This is a genomic window from Kaistia hirudinis (assembly GCF_014196455.1).
Taxonomy (GTDB): Bacteria; Pseudomonadota; Alphaproteobacteria; order Rhizobiales; family Kaistiaceae; genus Kaistia; species Kaistia hirudinis.
In genome coordinates, this window is the sequence record NZ_JACIDS010000004.1 from 358,078 (window position 1) to 377,297 (window position 19,220).

General features: G+C 66.0%; 20 protein-coding genes. 9 read left to right on the plus strand and 11 right to left on the minus strand.

Annotation, left to right across the window (positions count from 1 at the left end; translation table 11 throughout):
* Positions 1-113: 113 nt before the first annotated feature.
* From GGR25_RS16385 to GGR25_RS16395, 3 genes are all read right to left on the minus strand, one after another.
* A complete protein-coding gene (locus tag GGR25_RS16385) occupies positions 114-515 on the minus strand; it encodes a cupin domain-containing protein (protein WP_183399907.1) in 402 nt (133 codons plus the stop codon).
* 84 nt (positions 516-599) lie between these two features.
* Positions 600-1,430, minus strand: a complete 831-nt coding sequence (locus tag GGR25_RS16390) for a phosphoenolpyruvate hydrolase family protein (RefSeq protein ID WP_183399908.1) — start codon at positions 1,428-1,430, stop codon at positions 600-602.
* A 20-nt stretch (positions 1,431-1,450) separates the two neighbouring features.
* On the minus strand, positions 1,451-2,644 hold the full coding sequence (locus GGR25_RS16395) for a Tm-1-like ATP-binding domain-containing protein (protein ID WP_183399909.1): 1,194 nt from the start codon (positions 2,642-2,644) through the stop codon (positions 1,451-1,453).
* A gap of 255 nt (positions 2,645-2,899) precedes the next feature.
* Between GGR25_RS16395 and GGR25_RS16400 the strand changes: the two genes are divergently transcribed.
* From GGR25_RS16400 to GGR25_RS16430, 7 genes are all read left to right on the plus strand, one after another.
* On the plus strand, positions 2,900-3,544 hold the full coding sequence (locus GGR25_RS16400; protein WP_343068093.1) for a TetR/AcrR family transcriptional regulator: 645 nt from the start codon (positions 2,900-2,902) through the stop codon (positions 3,542-3,544).
* 67 nt (positions 3,545-3,611) lie between these two features.
* Positions 3,612-4,928 carry an ABC transporter substrate-binding protein gene (locus GGR25_RS16405; RefSeq protein WP_183399911.1) on the plus strand — a complete coding sequence of 439 codons (1,317 nt, stop codon included), beginning with the start codon at positions 3,612-3,614 and terminating at the stop codon, positions 4,926-4,928.
* A gap of 218 nt (positions 4,929-5,146) precedes the next feature.
* Positions 5,147-6,037 carry a carbohydrate ABC transporter permease gene (locus GGR25_RS16410; protein ID WP_210300010.1) on the plus strand — a complete coding sequence of 297 codons (891 nt, stop codon included), beginning with the start codon at positions 5,147-5,149 and terminating at the stop codon, positions 6,035-6,037.
* A gap of 1 nt (position 6,038) precedes the next feature.
* Positions 6,039-6,995 carry a carbohydrate ABC transporter permease gene (locus GGR25_RS16415; protein WP_183399913.1) on the plus strand — a complete coding sequence of 319 codons (957 nt, stop codon included), beginning with the start codon at positions 6,039-6,041 and terminating at the stop codon, positions 6,993-6,995.
* A gap of 10 nt (positions 6,996-7,005) precedes the next feature.
* On the plus strand, positions 7,006-7,197 hold the full coding sequence (locus GGR25_RS16420) for a hypothetical protein (RefSeq protein ID WP_183399914.1): 192 nt from the start codon (positions 7,006-7,008) through the stop codon (positions 7,195-7,197).
* Between the two features lie 3 nt (positions 7,198-7,200).
* Positions 7,201-8,313: an ABC transporter ATP-binding protein gene (locus GGR25_RS16425; RefSeq protein WP_183399915.1), complete on the plus strand. Its 1,113-nt coding sequence runs from the start codon at positions 7,201-7,203 to the stop codon at positions 8,311-8,313.
* A 4-nt stretch (positions 8,314-8,317) separates the two neighbouring features.
* Positions 8,318-9,427 carry an ABC transporter ATP-binding protein gene (locus GGR25_RS16430; protein WP_183399916.1) on the plus strand — a complete coding sequence of 370 codons (1,110 nt, stop codon included), beginning with the start codon at positions 8,318-8,320 and terminating at the stop codon, positions 9,425-9,427.
* A gap of 179 nt (positions 9,428-9,606) precedes the next feature.
* Here GGR25_RS16430 and GGR25_RS16435 read toward each other — a convergent pair whose 3' ends face one another.
* The 5 genes from GGR25_RS16435 to GGR25_RS16455 form a co-directional block, all read right to left on the minus strand.
* Positions 9,607-9,936 (minus strand): L-rhamnose mutarotase, encoded by a 330-nt coding sequence (locus GGR25_RS16435; protein WP_183399917.1) that lies wholly within the window; start codon positions 9,934-9,936, stop codon positions 9,607-9,609.
* Between the two features lie 4 nt (positions 9,937-9,940).
* Complete coding sequence (locus tag GGR25_RS16440; RefSeq protein ID WP_183399918.1) at positions 9,941-10,774, minus strand: carbohydrate ABC transporter permease; 834 nt, start codon at positions 10,772-10,774, stop codon at positions 9,941-9,943.
* 26 nt (positions 10,775-10,800) lie between these two features.
* Entirely contained in the window at positions 10,801-11,730 is a 930-nt protein-coding gene (locus tag GGR25_RS16445; protein ID WP_183399919.1) for a carbohydrate ABC transporter permease, read from the minus strand.
* A gap of 209 nt (positions 11,731-11,939) precedes the next feature.
* On the minus strand, positions 11,940-13,208 hold the full coding sequence (locus GGR25_RS16450; protein ID WP_183399920.1) for an ABC transporter substrate-binding protein: 1,269 nt from the start codon (positions 13,206-13,208) through the stop codon (positions 11,940-11,942).
* Positions 13,209-13,276: 68 nt separating this feature from the next.
* Complete coding sequence (locus GGR25_RS16455) at positions 13,277-14,413, minus strand: mandelate racemase/muconate lactonizing enzyme family protein (protein ID WP_183399921.1); 1,137 nt, start codon at positions 14,411-14,413, stop codon at positions 13,277-13,279.
* A gap of 38 nt (positions 14,414-14,451) precedes the next feature.
* On the opposite strand from GGR25_RS16455, the gene GGR25_RS16460 reads away from it, so the two are divergent.
* Positions 14,452-15,195 carry a GntR family transcriptional regulator gene (locus GGR25_RS16460; RefSeq protein WP_183399922.1) on the plus strand — a complete coding sequence of 248 codons (744 nt, stop codon included), beginning with the start codon at positions 14,452-14,454 and terminating at the stop codon, positions 15,193-15,195.
* Between the two features lie 15 nt (positions 15,196-15,210).
* Positions 15,211-15,621, plus strand: coding sequence for a hypothetical protein (locus GGR25_RS16465; RefSeq protein ID WP_183399923.1), 411 nt, complete (start codon positions 15,211-15,213; stop codon positions 15,619-15,621).
* Positions 15,622-15,681: 60 nt separating this feature from the next.
* Here the strand turns inward: GGR25_RS16465 and GGR25_RS16470 are convergent, their stop codons facing one another.
* The 3 genes from GGR25_RS16470 to GGR25_RS16480 are packed head-to-tail and all read right to left on the minus strand — an operon-like array spanning position 15,682 to position 19,216.
* A complete protein-coding gene (locus GGR25_RS16470; protein ID WP_183399924.1) occupies positions 15,682-16,605 on the minus strand; it encodes an ABC transporter permease in 924 nt (307 codons plus the stop codon).
* Positions 16,605-17,672 (minus strand): ABC transporter permease, encoded by a 1,068-nt coding sequence (locus GGR25_RS16475; RefSeq protein WP_183399925.1) that lies wholly within the window; start codon positions 17,670-17,672, stop codon positions 16,605-16,607. The genes GGR25_RS16470 and GGR25_RS16475 overlap by 1 nt, the downstream gene beginning before the upstream one ends.
* Entirely contained in the window at positions 17,669-19,216 is a 1,548-nt protein-coding gene (locus tag GGR25_RS16480) for an ABC transporter ATP-binding protein (RefSeq protein WP_183399926.1), read from the minus strand. The genes GGR25_RS16475 and GGR25_RS16480 overlap by 4 nt, the downstream gene beginning before the upstream one ends.
* Between the last annotated feature and the right edge of the window lie 4 nt (positions 19,217-19,220).

The following is a 19,220-nucleotide window of genomic DNA, read 5'->3' on the forward strand; positions in this document are numbered from 1 at the left end:
GCCTCGGCTGTATGGATCCCGGGTCAAGCCCGGGATGACGGCAGAGAATGGGTCGGCGCCACGGATCGATCTTTCGCCGCGCAAGCCTCAAGCGGGGCGCCAAGCGCCCCCCCCTATTTCCGCAGATCCTTCCACGGCGCCTCGCCGGCGACGTCGACCACCTCGTAGCCGATCGACCCGACGCACGGGCCGAGGATGGCCACGATGCGCGCTTCGCCCGTGCCGACATTGAACGAGGCGTGCACCACGTCTGCCGGGATGAAGGCCGCGTCGCCCGGGCCGAGGATCTTCTTCTCGCGGTCGACCCATTGCTCGACCGAGCCGGCGACGACGTAGATCACCTCTTCCTGGTCGGGATGCTTGTGGAAGTCGTGGCCCATTCCGGGCGTGAGCGTCACGCCGATCGTGGTGATCTGGCCCGCGCCGGTGGTCGGCGGATTGGCGATCCATTGCAGGCGGCCCCAGTCATTGGCCTCCTGCGGCGTGTCCTTGGCCAGAACGAATTTGCCGGGCATCGGTGTCTTCTCCCTGTCAGCTTCTCTTTCACCTCGCCCTCAGACAGAGGGGAGGGAGGAGGGCGCGCGGCCCACCTTCCGAACTCAAAAACTCAGCCCCTTGAACTTCCGCGTCTGCTCGGTGAGCGCGGCTTCGACGGGCAGGCGCTCCATGGAGGAGGCGCCGTAGAAGCCGTGGCAGTTCGCGGTGCGCTTCAGGATGAATTCTGCATCCTCGGGCTGGGCGATCGGGCCGCCATGGCACAGCACGATGATGTCGGAGCGCACTTTCAGCGCGGCCTCGGCGATGGCGTCGATATCGGCGACGCAGGTGTCGAGCGACTTCGCCGAGGTGGCGCCGATCGAGCCGCCGGTGGTGACGCCCATATGCGCGACGATGATATCGGCGCCGGCTTCCGCCATCGCGCGCGATTCATCGGGATTGAAGACATAGGGCGTGGTCAGCAGGTCGAGCCGGTGCGCCTCGGCGATCATGTCGACCTCGAGGCCGTAGCCCATGCCGGTCTCCTCGAAGCTCTGCCGCATGGCGCCGTCGAAGAGGCCGATCGTCGGGAAGTTCTGCACGCCGGAAAAGCCCATCCCTTTCAGCTCGGCGAGGAATTGAGGCATCAGGACAAAGGGATCGGTGCCGTTGACGCCCGCCAGAACCGGCGTGTGGCGCACGACCGGCAGCACCTCATGCGCCATCTCCTTGACGATCTCGTTGGCGTTGCCATAGGCGAGCAGCCCGGCGGAGGAGCCGCGTCCGGCCATGCGGTAGCGGCCGGAATTATAGATGATGATCAGATCGATGCCGCCCGCCTCCTCGCACTTCGCCGAGAGGCCGGTGCCGGCGCCGCCGCCGACGATCGGCACGCGGCGCGCCACCATGTCCTTGAACTTTGCGAGGATCTCGCTGCGGGGAATGCGCGGCATCCGCGTTCCTTTCTTCGGGTCTAGTCTGCGATCTCGCGAAAGCGCATCGCGAGCGCCTTGGCGAAGTCCGGGTCGTTGATGTGGAGCGGCAGCCTTTCGAGCCGCCGCCGGTCCGTGGTGATGAAGTCCGCCTCGATGGCGTCGAACAGCGCCGCATCGGCCTCCGGATCGTGGAAGGGGCGGCCGGGCGCGTCGAGCGCGGAGACGCCGCCCTCGGGCAGCAGGAAGCGCACCGCGCCCTCGCAGCGGTTGAGCCGCTCCGCGATGAAGGCGCCCATGCGGCGGTTCTCCTCCGCCGTGGTGCGCATCAGCGTGACGTTGGGGTTGTGGCGGTAGAGATTGCGGCCGCGGAAGCGCTCGGGCACCGTGTCCACGGCCCAGAAATTGACCATGTCGAGCGCGCCGACCGAGCCGACATAGGGCAGGCGCGTGCGGATCGCCGCGCCGAGGCGATCGGGGCCGGCCGACAGGACGCCGCCGAACAGATGGTCGGCGATCTCGGTCGTCGTCGCGTCGATCATGCCGACCAGCATGCCGCTCTCGGCGAGCTTCTCCATCGCGCGGCCGCCGGTTCCGGTGGCGTGGAAGACCAGGCAGTCATAGTCGCAGCGCAGCTCGTCAGTGACCGCCGTGACGCAGTCGGTGGTGACGCCGAACATGGTCAGTGCGACCGCCGGCTTGCCGCTCGTCTCGACCAGCGGGTAGCGCACCATGCCGACGATGGCGTGAGCGGCGTTCTGCAGGACGAGGCGCGAGATGCGGTTGAGGCCGGCGAGATCGGTCACCGAGGGCATCATCACGATGTCGGAGACGCCGACAAAGCCACCGACATCGCCCGAGGCCAGCGTCGAGACCATCAGCTTGGGCAGGCCCACGGGCAGGAGGCGCATGCCGGCGGTGATGATCGACGTACCACCGCCGCCGCCGATGCCGATCACGCCGGCGATGTCGTCGCGGCTCGCGAGATAGCGGGCAAAGGCCTCGCCCATGGCCGCGACGGCGGTGCCGCGATCCTGCGATTTGAGCACCGCGGCGGCGCCGTCCGGGTGATGCGACGCGACCTCGGATGCGGTGACGTCGACGGGGCAGGTCGGCGCGCGGGTACCGACATCGACGAGGCGGACCGCTTCGCCGGAGGCTGCGACCTGGGCGCTGAGGAAGGCGAGTTCCTCGCCCTTCGTATCCGCCGTACCGACGACATAGATCGTCTTCATCGCATCCTCGACGCGTGCGTGGGAGGCAACTGGCGGGCGGCCGAATGGCAAGCCGGAAGCGCTGGCCGACGCGGGGTGCATCGGACCCAAGGCATTGGTTCGTCTGGCCTTTTGTGTCTCCCTGCCATCCTCCCTGATGGCCGGAAGACGAAATGTCTGTTTGCTTTTTATCTGAGACGTGCGTATCGTATTGGTATGGCAGTCTCAGGTCAAGCACAGCTTCCGGGGGAGAGCGAGAAGGGGCCGCGCGGCCGCATGAAGCGGCTGATGCTGGCGACGGCGATCCGTCTGATGCAGGAGGGCGGCTCGCCTTCGGTCAGCGAGGTTGCGGAGGCGGCGGAGGTGTCGCGCGCTACGGCCTATCGCTATTTCCCGAGCCAGGCGGCGATGATCCAGGCGGCGGTGGACGAGGCGCTCGGCCCGATCCTCGACTGGCAGCCGCAGGACGGAGACGCGGAAAAGCGGGTGGCGGACCTGTTCGGCTTCGCCTACCATCGGATGCAGGCCTATGAGGCGACCCACCGTGCAGCGCTGCTTCTGGCGCTCGACCAGTGGCAGCGCCGGCAGGCCGGAACGCTGGGGGCGGAAACGCGCGTCGTGCGCGGAAACCGCCGCGGACTGCTGAAGACCGCCATCGATCCGCTGCAGGCGCAGATCGGCAAGGCGGCCTCGGAACGTGTGACGCAGGCGCTCTCGCTGCTCTTCGGCATCGAGGCGATCATCATCCTGAAGGACATCTGGGGCCTCGAGGCGAAAGAGGCCGAGAAGGTTGCGAGTTGGGCGGCCTCCGCCCTGATCCGGCAGGCGCTCCAAGAGGCGGGAGAGGGAGAGACTCCCGCCGAGCCGGGCGCCGGCAAGACCGGAACGGGAGGGAGGAAGACGCGCAAGAAGGGGGCCTAGCCGCAAATGGCGGGCATGCTGTCGACCCCTGAAGAATATGGACAGCGCAGGAGAGGGAGGAGACAGAATGCGCAGGAAAACCCTGGCCGGCTTGCTGGCCGGCGTCGGCTTCACCATTGCCGGCGTGGCGAGTGCCTCGGCGGAAGAACTCACGATCTTCTGGGCCGAATGGGACCCGGCCAACTATCTGCAGGAACTCGTCAACGAATATGCGGCCGAATCCGGCGACACCATCACGGTGGAAACCACGCCGTGGCCGGATTTCCAGACCAAGGCCTTCACCGAGTTCAACGCCAAGGGCGATGCCTATGACATGGTCGTCGGCGACAGCCAGTGGCTGGGTGCCGGCTCGACGGGCGGGCACTATGTCGACCTGACCGACTTCTTCAACGAGCACAAGCTCGCCGAGGTCATGGCGCCGGCGACGGTCAAGTATTACGCCGAATACCCGGCCAATTCCGGCAAGTACTGGGCGATCCCGCTCGAGGGCGACGCCGTCGGCTGGGCCTATCGCAAGGACTGGTTCGAGGATCCGAAGGAGAAGGAAGCCTTCAAGGCGAAATACGGCTATGAGCTGGCCGTGCCGGAGGATTTCAAGCAGCTGCGCGACATCGCCGAGTTCTTCTATCGCCCGGACGAGAAGCGCTACGGCATCGCCATCTACACCCAGACGACCTATGACGCGCTGGCCATGGGCTTCGAGAACGCGCTGTTCTCCTATGGCGGCGAGCTCGGCGATTATTCGAACTACAAGGTCGAGGGCATCGTGAACTCCCCGGTCGCTGTCGAGGCGCTGGAAATGTACAAGGAATTGTACAAGTTCACGCCGCCGAACTGGGGCAATACCTTCTTCCAGGAAGACAACCAGGCCATCACCGAGGGCCTGGCGGCGATGAGCATGAACTATTTCGCCTTCTTCCCCTCGCTGCTCAACGAGGCGACCAATCCGAACGCCAAGGTGACCGGCTTCTTCGCCAATCCGAAGGGCCCGACGGGCGAGCAGTTCGCCGCGCTCGGCGGCCAGGGCATCTCGATCGTCACCTACTCGAAGAAGCAGGAGGCGTCGAAGAAGTTCCTGGAGTGGTTCATCAAGGACTCGACGCAGAAGCGCTGGGCTGAACTCGGCGGCTACACCGCCAGCCAGGCCGTGCTGAAGTCGCCGGAATTCCAGAACGCGACGCCGTACAACAAGGCCTTCTACGAGACCATGTTCAAGGTGAAGGACTTCTGGGCCGTTCCGGAATATGCCGAGCTCCTGACCCAGCTCAACAATCGCCTCGGCCCCTATGTCGTCGGCGACAAGGGCACGGCGAAGGAAGCGCTGGACGGCCTCGCCAAGGACTGGACCGAGACGTTCACCAAATACGGCCGCTACGCGAACTGAGTGGCATGCGGGCCCGGGCTTCGGCCCGGGTCCGCAGGCTGTCGTCATTGCCGGGCTCGGCCCGGCAATCCAGCCTTTTCGCGGGCGTGGGGACTGCGTCCGCGGTTGCAGCCAAGTCTGGGTTGCCGGGCCGAGCCCGGCAACGACGACCCTGACGCACGAAACGCCTTTTCAAACGACGACTTCCTCCGGAGGAGCCACCCGTGGCCATGGCGGCAATGACCAGACTGGATCCGCAATCGCGCGCCGCCGCGCGCGGCTGGAGCGATCTGTCGATCCGAAACCTCTTCATCCTGCCGACGCTCGCATTCCTGATCGTCTTCAACATTTTCCCGCTGATCTATTCGCTCGGCTATTCCTTCACGGATTTTCGCGCGTCGACCAACGCGCCGGCGAACTTCATCGGGCTCAAGAACTATCGCGACCTGCTCGGCGACGAATTCATCTGGAACAATTTCGTCGTCACGGCGAAATACGTTCTGGTCTCGGTGGCGGGGCAGGTGCTGGTCGGCTTCGGCATCGCGTTGCTGCTGAACCGCGCCTTCCCGTTCAAGGGCCTCGTCACGACGCTGCTGCTGCTGCCGATGATGATGTCGATGGCGGTCGTCGGCCTGTTCTGGAAGCTGCTCTACGATCCCTCCTGGGGCATCATCAATTACATCTTCCGCCTCGGCGATTTCGCCTGGCTGTCGAACCGCGATGCCGCGCTCTATGCCGTCGCGATCACCGATATCTGGATGTGGTCGCCCTTCGTGATGCTGCTCTCGCTCGCCGGCCTCTCGGCGGTGCCGAAGCATCTTTACGAGGCGGCCGCGATCGACCGCGCCGGCAAATGGTACACGTTCCGCCGCATCACGCTGCCGCTGGTCGCGCCGATCCTGCTGATCGCGATCATCTTCCGCACGATGGAGGCGTTCAAGACCTTCGACCTCGCTTACATCATGTCGAGCCAGGACACGACCGAGCTCATCTCGATCAAGCTCTACAAGATGGCGTTCCAGGAATGGCAGACCGGCAAGTCGTCGGCGCTCGCCTACATCGTCCTGATCATGGTGCTCGCCATCACCAACATCTACGTCAAATATCTGAACCGGGTGAAGGAGCGCTGAGATGGCCGCCGTCAAGTCGAAGGGCGCGCTCGTCGGCAATCGTCTTGCGATCGCCTCTGTGCTCGTCATCACGCTGATCTTCCTGGCGCCGATCTACTGGATCGCGTCGACCGCCTTCAAGCCGCGCGCGCTCGCGACCACGGTTCCGCCGACGGTCGTCTTCGCGCCGGAGATCACGCCGTTCATCAAGCTCTTCACCAAGCGCGTGCAATTGACCAAGCCGGTCGATCCGGCCGCCTATGACGCGGCGCCCTGGTGGGAGCAGCGCATCCTCGACAATGGCGAGCGCGTGCTGCGCACCGGGGCGAATGTGCAGCTCTCGGCCTATCCGAGCCGCTTCATGAACAGTCTGATCATCGCGATCACCTCGACCGTGCTCGCGGTCGGGATGGGCACGCTGACAGCCTATGGCTTCTCGCGCTTCCGCATCGCCGGCGAGAAGGACATGCTGTTCTTCATCCTGTCGACGCGCATGTTGCCGCCGGTCGTCGTCGCGATCCCGATGTTCCTGATGTATCGCGCCGTCGGCATGACCGACACGCATATCGGCCTCATCATCCTCTACACCGCCTTCAACCTCTCCTTCTCCGTCTGGCTCATGAAGGGCTTCATGGACGAGATCCCGAAGGAATATGAGGAGGCAGCGCTGGTCGACGGCTATACGCGCATGGAAGCCTTCTTCAAGATCGTGCTGCCGGAGGCGGCGACGGGCATCGCGGCGACGGCGGTGTTCTGCTTCATCACCGCGTGGAACGAATATGCCTTCGCGCTGATCATGACCAACCGGCGCGCCCAGACCGCGCCGCCCTTCATCCCCTCGCAGCTCGGCTCGGGCGTCATCGACTGGACCGTGATCGCGGCCGGAACCTTCCTGTTCCTGCTGCCGGTCGCGATCTTCACCTTCGCGCTCCGCGGCCATCTCCTGCGCGGCGTCACCTTCGGCGCGATCCGCAAATAGGAGGACGGCAATGAGCTTTCGCGAGATCTGCGCCCGCTATGTCGAGCCGGGTTCGATGATCCTGATGGTGGCCGGCATCGTGGCGCTGTGCCAGCCCTGGCATCATGGCCTGCATAGCTATGGCGTCACCATCACGCTGATCGGCCTCGTCGCGTTCAACATCGCGGCCCATGTGCCGCAGCCCGAGAAGAAGGAGGGCTGAGCCATGGCCGAGATCGTGCTGCACGACGTGCAGAAATATTTCGGCTCGGTTCATGTCATCCGCGACATGAACCTGACCATCGCCGACCGCGAATTCGTCGTCCTGCTCGGCCCGTCCGGCTGCGGCAAGACGACGACCCTGCGTGCCATTGCCGGCCTCGAGGACATTTCCTCCGGCGAGATCCGCATCGACGGCAAGCCGGTGCAGGACCTCGAGGCGTCGAACCGCGACATTGCCTTCGTCTTCCAGCTCTATGCGCTCTATCCGCATCTGACGGTGTTCGAGAACATCGCCTTTCCGCTGCGCGCGGCCGGCGAATCCCGCGCCGATGTCGACCGGCAGGTCGGCGAGGTGGCGCGGGCGCTCGACATCACGCATTTCCTCAAGAAGCGCCCCTCGGCGCTCTCGGGCGGCGACATGCAGCGCGTCGCCATCGGCCGCGCGCTGGTCCGCCGGCCGAAGGCGATCCTGATGGACGAGCCGATCGGCGCGCTCGACGCGAAGCTGCGCGAGGACATGCGCACGGAACTGAAGCGCCTGCACATCGAGAACAAGGCGACCTCGGTCTATGTCACGCATGACCAGGTCGAGGCCATGTCGCTCGCCGACCGCATCGTTGTCATGAGCGAGGGCATCCTACAGCAGGTCGGCACGCCGCTCGACGTCTATCGCAACCCGGCGAACCTGTTCGTGGCGCAGTTCATCGGCAGTCCGGTGATGAACATCGCCCCGGCGGCGGTCGCGACCGAGGGCGGGCGGACGACGGTGCGGCTCGGCGGGGCGCCGCAGGGCTTCGCGCTGCCGCCCGAGCTCGAGAAGCGGCTCGGCGCCGCCGCCGGCCGCGATACCGAGCTCTCGCTCGGCGTGCGTCCCGAGGGCGTGATCGTGGCGCATGAAGCATCTGACGGCTTCGTCCCGGTGGAGGCGCGGCTGATCGAGCCGCTCGGCTCCTATGACATTGTGGATCTCAAGGTGGGGGAGGGGACGCTGCGCGCCCGCACCCGCTCCGGCTTCGTCGAGCGGCCCGGCGATATCGTCTTCGCCAGCCTCGATACGAGCCAGACCCACTTCTTCGACACGCGATCCGGGCGCTCGCTCGGCATCCTGCAGGGATGACACCATGGCCCATGTCCGTCTGAGACGCGTCAGCAAGACCTTCGGCTCGCACGAGGCGCTCAAGGATTTCGATCTCGAGATCCAGAATGGCGAGTTCTTCGTCCTGCTCGGGCCGACCGGCGCCGGCAAGACCACGACGCTCCGCCTGATCGCCGGCCTCGAGAAGCCGACCGAGGGCACGATCGAGATCGACGGTGTCGATGTCGGCGGCTGGGGCGCGGCCGAGCGCGACGTTGCGCTCGTGCTGCAGCAATACTCGCTCTATCCGCGCTACACGGTGCGGCAGAACCTCGAATTCCCGCTGAAATCCAAGGTGCGGCGCGTGCCGCAGCCCGAGATCGACGATCGCGTGACGCGGGCGGCGAAGACGCTGCGCATCAGCCATCTGCTCGACCGCAAGGTCGATCGCCTCTCGGGCGGCGAGATGCAGCGCGTGTCGATCGGCCGGGCAATCGTGCGGTCCCCGCGCATCTTCCTGATGGACGAGCCGCTCAGCAATCTCGACGCCAAGCTGCGCGAGTCGCTCCGCGGCGAGCTCAAGGACCTCCAGGTGAAGCTCGGCGCCACCTTCCTGTTCGTGACGCACGACCAGATCGAGGCGATGTCGATGGGCGACAAGGTCGGCGTGCTGAATGGCGGCCGCCTCGCCCAGGTCGGCACGCCGCACGACATCTATCACCACCCGCGCAACATGTTCGTCGCGAGCTTCGTCGGTTCGCCCGCCATGAACCTGATCGAGGCGGAGATCGAGGGCAACGAGGTCTATATTCCGGCGGCGAAGAACGGCTTCTCGCTGGATACGGCGACGCGCCGGCGCTTCGGCACCGCGCGCGGCAAGGTCGTTCTCGGCGTGCGCGCGGAATCGATCGCGCTCAGCGATGACGGTCCGATCCATGCCCGCGTCTGGGCCGTCGAGAACCATGGCGTCGAGAAGATCGTGACGCTGAAGGCCGGCGACCTCATCTTCCGCGCGACGCTGCCGCCGACCTTGCCCACCGAGATCGACGCGCCGCTCCGCCTGGTCTTCGACCAGACCCGCATGCACGTCTTCGATCCGGTGACGGAAGAGAGCCTAGTCGACGAGGACGACAGGGTGATGCAGGCGGCGGAGTAGGTTCTTCCTTGAGCCCTCCCCCTGAGGGAGGGCCAAATCCGCCTTGGCGGATTTGGGGAGGGGTCGCGGTGGTGGGGTCGGGCGAGGGCGCTTTCGGAGTGCCTCGTTCAAGCAACCCCTCCCCGAAGCCACTTCGCGCCTTCGGCCCTCCCTCAAGGGGAGGGCTCAAGAGCCGCACCTCAATCCAGGTGAAACACCTCCTCCATGAGCGACCACCATTCGCCGTCCTTCGCCGAGGTGAGGGGGTGCTGGCAGGGGTCGGTCTGGGCGAGCCAGGCGCGGATCGCCGGCTCCTTGTCGAGGCGGGCCGCGTCGGCCGGCCAGTCGGCGCCGTGATATTCCCAATAGCCGAAGAGCAGGTTCTCCGGCTCGCGCAGATAGATCGAATAGTTCTTCACGCCGCAGGCCGAGAGCAGGGCGTTGACCTCTGCCGAGCCGCTCGCATGCAGGCGCTTATATTCGGCGATCGCCTCCGGCTTGACGCCGATCACCATGCCCATGCGTTGCATTCGCTTATCCCTTCACGGCGCCGACGGCGATGCCCGAGACGATCTGGCGCTGGAACACGACATAGATGATGACGATCGGCGCGGCGGCGAGCACGATGCCGGCGGCGAGCAGCGGCACATTGGTCGTGTATTCGCCGCGCAGCGCCGCGATGCCGACCATCAGCGTGCGGTTGTCCTGCAGCACGAGCAGCGAGATCAGCACGTCGTTCCAGCAATAGAGCGTGTTGAGGATGCCGAGCGTGATCAGCGCCGGCTTTCCCATCGGCAGCATGATGTGCCACCAGACCTGCAGCAGGCTGGCGCCGTCGATCTGCGCCGCCTCATAGAGTTCGCGCGGCAGGCGGGCGTAGAAGGCGGTCATCAGATAGACGCTGAACGGCAGGAAGAACGCCGTATAGGCGAGGATCAGGCCGATGCGGGAATTGACGAGGTCGAGCGCGATCATGGTGCGGTAGAACGGCACCAGGACGACCTGCACCGGGATCATCAGCGAGACGAGGATGATCGTGAAGACGAGCTTGGAGCCGCGGAAGCGCAGTACCGCCAGGGCATAGCCGGCGAGCGAGGCGACGATGATCAGCAGCAGCACGGCGCCGACGGTGACCGTCACCGAATTCACGAAATAATCGGAGAGGCGGGAGCGGGTCCAGGCCTGGACGAAATTGTCGAAGGTCGGGCTGCTCGCGAGGCCGAAGCGGTTGAGGACGAATTCCTTGCGCGATTTCAGCGCGGCGTTGAGCGCGAAGAAGACGGGATAGACCGCCGAGAGCGCCAGCAGCGCCATGGGGATCGCGATCACCCAGAGGATGCGCCTCTCACGCGGTGCGACAGCAGACATGGGCGGCTCCCGGTTGGGCTTGGGCGTCAGGACAGATTGGCGTTCTTGGACATGATGCGGATCTGGATCGCGGCGAGACCCGCCATCATCAGGAACAGCACCATGGAAATCGCGCTCGCATAGCCAGGCCGGTTCATCTTGCCCTGCTCGAGCCAGATCAGGAATTCGGGCAGTGTCGTCGACGTGCCGGGCCCGCCGGCGGTCAGGACATAGATGAGGCCGAACATCGAGGTCAGCATGCCGATCGTCGTCACCACGGCGGCGAATTCGATGATCGGCTTCAGCGACGGGATCACGATGTACCACCAGGTCTGCAGCAGCTTGGCGCCATCGAGCTTGGCCGCTTCCAGCATGTCGGACGGCACGGTCGAAAGGCCGGCAAGGAAGATCAGCAGGCTCATGCCGAAGGTCGCCCAGAGCTGGACGGCGATCAGGCTGAACAGGGCGGTGGAGGAATTGCCGAGCCAATCGACGGCCGAAAAGCCGAGCGCCTTCAGCATGGCGTTGAACGAGCCGTCATAGCGCAGCAGCACGTTGAAGATCGCGCCGACGATGACCGAGGAGAGCACGGCCGGGAAGAAATAGACGGCGCGGAACAGCTTGCCGCCCGGCACGCCCTGATGAATGAGGATCGCGAGGACCAGCGGCAGCGCGATCCAGATCGGCAGCGTCGCGATCAGGATCAGCATGTTGACGAGGCTGTCGAGAAAGGCCGGATCGCGGGCGAGCTCGGCATAGTTCGCGAGGCCGATGAAGTTCGGCTCGGCGATGCCGTTGTAATCCGTGAAGGAATAGCCGAGGCCCCAGATCAGCGGGACGATGCGGAAGATCGTGACGAGCGCCAGCGCCGGAAGCACGAAGAACAGCGCCAGCCGCTCGGGATTTGCGCCGACGCGGCGCTTGCGTTGGCCCGAGCGGGCATCACTCGCGTCCTTGGAAGTCGGGGTCGCTGTCATCCGCTCGCCTCGTATTGGTTCTCAGACGCGGCCGAGACCGAGCACTGCTCCGCCTCTTCACCTCTCCCAGAGGGAGAGGTCGGACCGCAGGTCCGGGTGAGGGGTTACGGCCCCACCCGGAGAATTCCCTAACCCCTCATCCGCCGGCTCCGCCGTCGACCTCTCCCTCCGGGAGAGGTGAAGCGCGATACCGGCGGCGTGATGGAGACCTACTTCTTCTTCGAGCTCGCCTGGACCTCGTCGAGACGGGCGGCGGCCTTGTCGACGGTGGTCTCGCCGGTGAAGAGGAGCTGGCTCTGGCGATGCCACTCTTCGAGCTCGGCGGTCGACATGTTGGCATGGGCCAGCGGCACGCCGTCCTTCAGCCAGCCCAGGATCTCCTTGGCGGAGGGGCTGTCGACCTTCGAGGTGTCGACGGCGGTATCCGAGGGGATCGCGCCGGCGGATTCGAAGAAGACCTGCATCGCCGGCGTCGCAGCGAAGCTCTTGGCGAGCGCGATGGCGAGGTCCGGGTTCTTCGAGAACTTCGTCACGCCATAGCCGATGCCGCCCGAGAGCGGCAGCTTCAGCGTGCCATTGCCACCTTCGACCGGCGGCATGACATAGACGCCGACCTTGTCGCCGCCCAGGAAGCCGTCGAACTCCTTCCAGTGCGCGACGTCGGAGATGAGGCCGATCGTGTTGGCGTTCTCGCCGCGCTCGAAGCTCTCATACTCGTCCATGAACTTGGCGGTCGAGTTGGCGCCCTCGGCGAACCAGCCATCCTTGTTGGCGTCGACCCAGGCCTGGAGGATCGCCTTGACCTCGGGGCTCGACCATTTGAGGTCGCCCTTGGCCCAGGCCGCCTGCTGCTCCGCCGTCCAGCCATTGGCGGCCAGCGCGGAGAACCAGAATTCGGCGCCGAAGCCTTCCTTGTTGCCGAGCGCGAAGGGCGTGATGCCCGCCTTCTTCAGCGCCTCGACATCGGCCTTGAGTTCGGCCCAGTTCGCGGGAACCTTGGCCGGATCGAGACCCGCCTTGGTCCACAGATCCTTGTTGAAATAGACCGCGAAGCCCTGGATCGAGATCGGAACCGCATAGACGCTGCCATCGGCGCCGGTGAATTCCGGCCAGCCGGCGACGCGGCTCTTGATGTCGGCGACGGCGTCGTCGAGCTTGACGAGGGCGCCGGTGCGCTCCTTGGCCTGCGAGCCGCCATGCAGCAGCACGACGTCGGGGCCCTGGCCGGCCGAGATCGCGGTGCCGAGCAGCGTGTAATACTGGTCATGCGGCTGCATGACATATTTCACGGTCACGCCGGGATGCGCCGCTTCGAAATCGGCCTTCACCTTGTCGAAATAGGGCGCCGTCGTCGGATCGCCCGACTTCCAGTCCCAGACGGTCAGCGTCACGTCCTCGGCATAGGCGAAGCCGGCGGTGCCGACCAGCGCGGCGGCCAGGATCGTGCCGGCGCGCAGATGCTTCATCGCGTGTCTCATCGTTACTCCTCCCTCGCAGTCGATCTCGGAAAGACGCGGCCGGCGAGTGCGGCGACGCGTCGTTCGTTTCAGTGCGGCAGACGGGTATTGACCGGTGCCGGCGGCAGCTCCTCAGCCGCCAGCACGTCGGGAATGGCGTGGTCGCGCCGTGCCGTCTCGGACAGCACGAGCCCATGGCCCGGACGCTCCGGCGCATAGGCGTAGCCGTCGCGGATCTCGATCGGCTGCTCCACGAGATGGTCGAAATTCTGGAACGAGTATTCGAGCCATTCGACCTCGGGCAGGGCGATCGCCATGTTCACGCCGATCTCGAGGAAGGAATTGCCGAGGCTGACCGGGATGCCCTGCTCGGCGGCGATCCAGCCGATGCGCATGACTTCGCTGACATGGCCGTGGACATTGATCATGTCCGTGCCGCGCGCCTCGATGAGGCGCAGCTTGTCCGAGGCGCCGAAATATTCGCCCGAGTTCACCAGCGTGAAGGGGCAGCCGGCGCGCACCATCTTCAGGCCTTCGAAATCGTAGCGCAGGATCGGGTCCTCGACCCAGAGGATGTCGTAGCCGGCCTTGTTGATGATGTTGAGGCGGCGCACGGCGTCCTGCGGCGACCAGCCCTCATTGGCGTCGATCATGATCGCCTCGGCCTTGCCGACGGTCTTGGTGAGCAGCGCCAGCCGGTGCAGGTCGCGCTCGATATCGGGATGGCCGACCTTGATCTTGAAGGCGGTGTAGCCGATCGCGCGGGCATGCTCGAACAGCGCGCAGAAATCATCATCCGAGAGGTGATAGTCGAGGCCGCTGGCATAGGCCTTGACCCGCTTCTTGGTGCCGCCGAGCAGCTTCCAGAGCGGCAGGTCGATCTGCTTGGCCGTCAGGTCCCACAGCGCCTGGTCGATGCCTTCGGCGAAGGGGAGCGAGGCGCCGCGGATATTGCCGCCGCGCGGACGGCGGATGCGATGGACGAGCGCCGCCGGCTCCTGGCCTTCGAGGCCCGGCCAGATCTCGACGCGGAACAGGCGGTCGATCTCGGCGAGCGAGGGCAGGGCGTTGAAGAGCGAGGGCACGAAGCCGAGGCCGACGAGGCCGGTGTCGCTGATGAGCTCCAGCGCCGCCATGTGCGCATGCTCGATCCGGACCTGGCTGTCGCCGATGACGCGGTCACGCGCGAATTGGAAACGGGTCAGTCGATATTCCGCGATGCGCATGATATGAGTCGCCTAATCGATCAATGTCGAGCTTTGATATGCCACAGAAGCGATCTGATAGATCAGATTGGGCCGAGCTGCAAGACGCCGGCGTCGCTGCACCGCGGGAGAGCGGGGACCGCGAGGGCGATGGCGGTGCTGTCTCGCTGAGCGAGGTGGCCTATGGCCGGATCCTCGAACTCCTGTTCGCGCGCGGTCTGCCGGCCGGTGCGAGCGTGTCGCAGAACGACCTCGTCCGTCTCGTCGGCGTGCCGGTGGCGCCGCTGCGCGATGCTCTCAGGGTGCTGCAGACCGAGGGTCTGCTCACCATTCATCCGCGCTCCGGCATCCGCTTCGTGAAGGCCGATTTCGAGTTCGCCAAGAACACCTATCAATTCCGCTCGATCCTGGAGCGGCCGGCCGTGCGGGCCTATGCCGAGGCCGGCGCCCTCGCCGCGATGGAGGCGCTCAGCGCCCGGCATGAGCGGGCGATCGAAGCGCTGCAGCGTGACGGCTTCTCGCTGGATATCGTCCGCGAACTGGTGAAGCTCGACGAGATCCTGCATTTCGAGATCATCGCGGCGCTCGGCAATCCGTTGGTCGAATCGACCTATCGCCGCGTGCACAATTACCTGCAGCTGATCCGCCTCGACCGCACGCTGACGGCGCCGCTGGCGCTCAGGACGCTGCGCGAGCATCTCGACCTGCTTACCGCCTGCATGGCCCGCGACGCCGACGCCGCCGAAGCCGCGCTGCAGGCGCATTTCGGCAATGCGCTGCAAAGGACGATCGGGATCTTCTGAGAAGGGGGAGGCGAAATGGCTTATGCCATCAAGGCCGCGATCGTCGAGCCGACGGCGGAGCGCTTCGTCTTCATCGGACAGAAGACCATGTATGGCGGCAGGCGGATCGCCGCGGGCGATCTGGTCTATCTGTTCGCGAGTGAAAACGCGGGCGGCTCCGGCCTCGTCGCGCGCGGCATCGTGACGGCTTCGGAGCCCGTTCCTCGGCGTTCCGACCTCCAGCGCCAGACGCCGCGGGTCAGCATCGAAATCCAGCGTGCCGCATTGGCCCGCCGCGCCCTCGGGCGGCGTGAGCTGAGAGCCCATGCCGACTGGGATGACGGGCGCCCCGAGACCGAGCTCAATTTCAAGCTCTATCGCCAGGCGACCGACAAGATCATCGGCATCTCGGACGAGACTGCGGCGTTTCTCGAACGCTGCTTCTAGTCAGGGGCTGGACCCAATCGGGAATGGGTCCAGACGATCGTGGCGTTGCCCGTCCGTCCGCTATGCCGTCAGCTTGCGCTTCGACGACAGCATCAGCGCCACGACGGTGACGACGAACGGGATCATGTGGATCACCTCGCCCGGGATTTGGGGGAGGATGCCGGGCAGCGCGATGGACAGCGCCTCGAAGGCCCCGAACAGGACCGCGGCGATGGCCGTTCCCACCGGATGGCGACGGCCCAGCAGCACGGCGCCGAGCGCGATGAAGCCGCGGCCATTGGTCATGTCGCGCGTGAAGCCGACAAAATTGAACATCGCCAGCTGCGCTCCGCCGAGACCGGCCAGCATGCCGGAGGCGATGAGGCCGTAGGTGCGCAGCTTGTTCGGCGAGATGCCGGCCGCTTCCGCCGCGGGCGGGTATTCGCCGACGGCGCGGAACCGCAATCCGCCCGGCATCCGGTACAGGAAATACCAGATCGCGAAGACCATGAAGGCGCCGAGCCAGGTCAGGTAGGAATGGCCGGAGAACATCTGCGTCACGACGGGCCCGACGACCGGGATGGGGTCGAGGAACGACAGGTCCAGCTCCGGGATCGCCGCCGAAAGGACGCGGCCGATCGAGGTGCCCTTGTCGCCCGTGGCGAGGTTGAGTGCCGTCACCGTACCGCCGGCGGCGATGATGTTGATGGCGAAGCCGACCAGGATGACGTCGGCCTTGAAGCGCAGATGGAAGAGCGCCATGACCGCGCCGAGCGCGCCGCCCGCGACCATGCCGGCGGCGACGCCGACATACCAGGGCGCATAGGCGGAGACGAGCACCGCCGTCAGGCAGGAAATCAGCATCATGCCTTCGAGGGCAACGTTGAGCGAGCCGACGAGATCGGACAGCAGGCCGCCGAGCGAGGCGAACAGGATCGGCGTCGTCGTGCGGATGATCGCAGCGACGAAGGCGGCCGAGAACACCGTGTTGAGGATCAGTTCCATTAGCTCGCCTCGGCAGCGGACCGGCCGCCCATGATGCGATTGAGCAGGGCGCGGCCCGGCAAAGTGAAGGACGATGCGACGAGCAGGATGACGATGCCCTGCACTATGCCGATCACCTCGGCGGGGACGTCCGTCCGGTAGCCCATCAGCGCGGCGCCCTGGCGCAGATAGCCATAGCCGAGCGCGACGAAGGGAATGGCGAGCGGCCGGTTGCGGGCGACGATGGCGATCAGGATGCCCTCGAAGGAGAGGCCTGCCTCGAAGCCGGCGGCGAGTTTCGCAAAGCCCGTGCCCTGCACGAACAGCGCGCCGAGCAGGCCGCCGATCGCGCCGGAGACCGTCATCGCGCTGACCATGATGAAGTTCGAGCGGATGCCCGAATAGGCGGCGAAGCGCGCATTGTGGCCCGTGAGGCGCAGCTTGAGGCCCCAGGCGGTGCGATAGAGCAGGAACCAGACGACGACGACCGTGACGAGCGCGAGCACCAGGCCGAGATCCATGCGCGTGCGCGCGATGAAGGCGGGATAGACGGCCGTCGGCGGGAAGGGATCGGACGCCGTGAGGCCGCTTTTCGGCGAGGCGAGGTAGAGGCGCAGCATCATCGCCGTGAAGTCGTACGCGATGTAGTTGAGCATCAGCGAGGAGACGATCTCGTTGGCGTTCAGCTTGGCCTTGGCATAGCCGGGAATGAAGCCGAGGAGGGCGCCCCCAAGCATCGCCGCGATGGCGCCAAGCGGGATCGAAATCCAGGAGAGGCCGAGCGGCGAGAGCGCGATCGTCGAGGCCAGCAGGCCGCCGATATAGACCTGTCCCTGCACGCCGAGCGCGAATTGCCGCGCCTGGAACACGAGCGAGAAGGCGAGGCCGGCGAGCGCGAGCTTCGAGGCGTCGTCGATCCAGGTGCCGACGGTGCGCTTCGAGGAGAGCGGGCCAGTCAGGAAGGTCTGGAAGGTTTCGAGCGGCGTCTTCGAGGACAGGAGGATGATCACCAGCGCCACGGCGAGGGCGATGACGGCCGCGAAGATCATGCGGCCGGTTTCGGACAGGATCAGCTTGCCCTGGGTCATGCGAGCGCCGCCTTCAGTTCCTCGTGGCCCTGCGCGGCGAAGCCGAGCATGTAGCTGCCGAGCACTTCCGGTGTCAGGTCAGCCGTGTTGGCGAAGGCGGCGACGATGCGGCCGCGGTAGAGAACGATCATTCTGTCGGCCAGCGCCAGCAATTCGGAAAGGTCGGCGGAGGTGAGGAGGATGGACGCACCCCCGTCACGGGCCTCGGCGAGCCTTTGCCAGATGAATTCCGTGGCGCCGAGATCGACGCCGCGCGTGGGGTGCGACACGAGGAGCATGCGCGGCTTGGCGGAAAGTTCGCGCGCCACGACGACCTTCTGCATGTTGCCGCCCGAGAGCGTCCCGATCGCCGCATCCGGACCGGGCGCCCGGACGGAGAACTTCGCGATCAGCTCGACCGCGTGGTCGCGGATCGCCTTGCCGTCGAGCAGGCCGCGGCGCACGAAGCGCGTATCGCCGAGCTCGGTCGCGACGATGTTCTCGGCGATCGTAGCGCCGCCGGCGCTGCCGGTCGCGATGCGATCCTCGGGGATATGGGCGAGGCCGGCGTCGCGCTTTTCCTCGACGCTGAGGTCGGTGACGTCGATGCCGCCGAGTTCGACCGATCCGCCCTCGATCGGGCGCAGGCCCCCGAGCGCATCGAAGAGCTCGCTCTGGCCGTTGCCCTCGACCGCCGCGATGCCGACGATCTCGCCGGTGCGCAGCACGAGGTCCATGTCCTTGATCGCGTCGAGGCCGCGGTCGTTCTTCACCGTGAGGCCGGCGATACGGCAGAAATGCTCGTGCGGGCCCTTATGCGCGCGCTCGACCTTGAGCGCCACGTCGCGGCCGACCATCATGCGGGCGAGGCTCTTCTCCGTCGCCTCGCTCGCGGCGACCTCGCCGACCATCTTGCCGGCGCGCATCACCGAGATGCGGTCGGAAATCTCGAGCACTTCGGGCAGCTTGTGGGCGATGAAGAGGATCGTGCGGCCCTGCTCGGTCAGAGAGCGGATCGCGGCGAACAGCTCGACCACCTCCTGTGGCGCGAGCACGGCGGTCGGCTCGTCCAGGATCAGGACGCGCGCCTCGCGATAGAGCGCCTTCAGGATCTCGACGCGCTGCTGCTGGCCGACGGGGAGCCGCTCGACGGGGCTCTCGACATCGACCGGAAGGCGGAAGCGCTCGGCGAGCGCCTGCACGGTCTCGGCGGCGCGCTTGCGATCCAGCTTCAGCCCGCTGCGCGGCTCGACGCCGAGCACGACGTTCTCGGCGACGGTGAAGGAGGGAACGAGCGAGAAATGCTGGAACACCATCCCGATGCCGGCCGCGATGGCGGCGCGCGGCGAATGCAGGACGATCGGCTTGCCGTCGAGGAGGATCTCTCCGGCATTGGGCTGCTCGACGCCGAACAGGATTTTCATCAGCGTCGACTTGCCGGCGCCGTTCTCGCCGACGACGGCGTGGACCGTGCCGGCCGTGACGGAAAGATCGATGTTCTGGTTGGCGTGAACGCCGCCCGGATAGGTCTTGTCGATCCCGCGGGCTTCGAGAATGAGGGTCATCGGG

Excerpts from the sequence above, each read along its gene's own strand:
- GGR25_RS16410 (WP_210300010.1), top strand. The coding sequence starts at position 5,147 with ATGACCAGACTGGATCCGCAATCGCGCGCCGCCGCGCGCGGCTGGAGC.
- GGR25_RS16470 (WP_183399924.1), bottom strand. The coding sequence starts at position 16,605 with ATGGAACTGATCCTCAACACGGTGTTCTCGGCCGCCTTCGTCGCTGCG.
- GGR25_RS16405 (WP_183399911.1), top strand. The coding sequence starts at position 3,612 with ATGCGCAGGAAAACCCTGGCCGGCTTGCTGGCCGGCGTCGGCTTCACC.
- GGR25_RS16465 (WP_183399923.1), top strand. The coding sequence starts at position 15,211 with ATGGCTTATGCCATCAAGGCCGCGATCGTCGAGCCGACGGCGGAGCGC.
- GGR25_RS16390 (WP_183399908.1), bottom strand. The coding sequence starts at position 1,430 with ATGCCGCGCATTCCCCGCAGCGAGATCCTCGCAAAGTTCAAGGACATG.
- GGR25_RS16480 (WP_183399926.1), bottom strand. The coding sequence starts at position 19,216 with ATGACCCTCATTCTCGAAGCCCGCGGGATCGACAAGACCTATCCGGGC.
- GGR25_RS16385 (WP_183399907.1), bottom strand. The coding sequence starts at position 515 with ATGCCCGGCAAATTCGTTCTGGCCAAGGACACGCCGCAGGAGGCCAAT.
- GGR25_RS16395 (WP_183399909.1), bottom strand. The coding sequence starts at position 2,644 with ATGAAGACGATCTATGTCGTCGGTACGGCGGATACGAAGGGCGAGGAA.
- GGR25_RS16420 (WP_183399914.1), top strand. The coding sequence starts at position 7,006 with ATGAGCTTTCGCGAGATCTGCGCCCGCTATGTCGAGCCGGGTTCGATG.
- GGR25_RS16475 (WP_183399925.1), bottom strand. The coding sequence starts at position 17,672 with ATGACCCAGGGCAAGCTGATCCTGTCCGAAACCGGCCGCATGATCTTC.
- GGR25_RS16460 (WP_183399922.1), top strand. The coding sequence starts at position 14,452 with ATGCCACAGAAGCGATCTGATAGATCAGATTGGGCCGAGCTGCAAGAC.
- GGR25_RS16455 (WP_183399921.1), bottom strand. The coding sequence starts at position 14,413 with ATGCGCATCGCGGAATATCGACTGACCCGTTTCCAATTCGCGCGTGAC.
- GGR25_RS16435 (WP_183399917.1), bottom strand. The coding sequence starts at position 9,936 with ATGCAACGCATGGGCATGGTGATCGGCGTCAAGCCGGAGGCGATCGCC.
- GGR25_RS16425 (WP_183399915.1), top strand. The coding sequence starts at position 7,201 with ATGGCCGAGATCGTGCTGCACGACGTGCAGAAATATTTCGGCTCGGTT.
- GGR25_RS16450 (WP_183399920.1), bottom strand. The coding sequence starts at position 13,208 with ATGAGACACGCGATGAAGCATCTGCGCGCCGGCACGATCCTGGCCGCC.
- GGR25_RS16415 (WP_183399913.1), top strand. The coding sequence starts at position 6,039 with ATGGCCGCCGTCAAGTCGAAGGGCGCGCTCGTCGGCAATCGTCTTGCG.
- GGR25_RS16445 (WP_183399919.1), bottom strand. The coding sequence starts at position 11,730 with ATGACAGCGACCCCGACTTCCAAGGACGCGAGTGATGCCCGCTCGGGC.
- GGR25_RS16430 (WP_183399916.1), top strand. The coding sequence starts at position 8,318 with ATGGCCCATGTCCGTCTGAGACGCGTCAGCAAGACCTTCGGCTCGCAC.
- GGR25_RS16440 (WP_183399918.1), bottom strand. The coding sequence starts at position 10,774 with ATGTCTGCTGTCGCACCGCGTGAGAGGCGCATCCTCTGGGTGATCGCG.
- GGR25_RS16400 (WP_343068093.1), top strand. The coding sequence starts at position 2,900 with ATGAAGCGGCTGATGCTGGCGACGGCGATCCGTCTGATGCAGGAGGGC.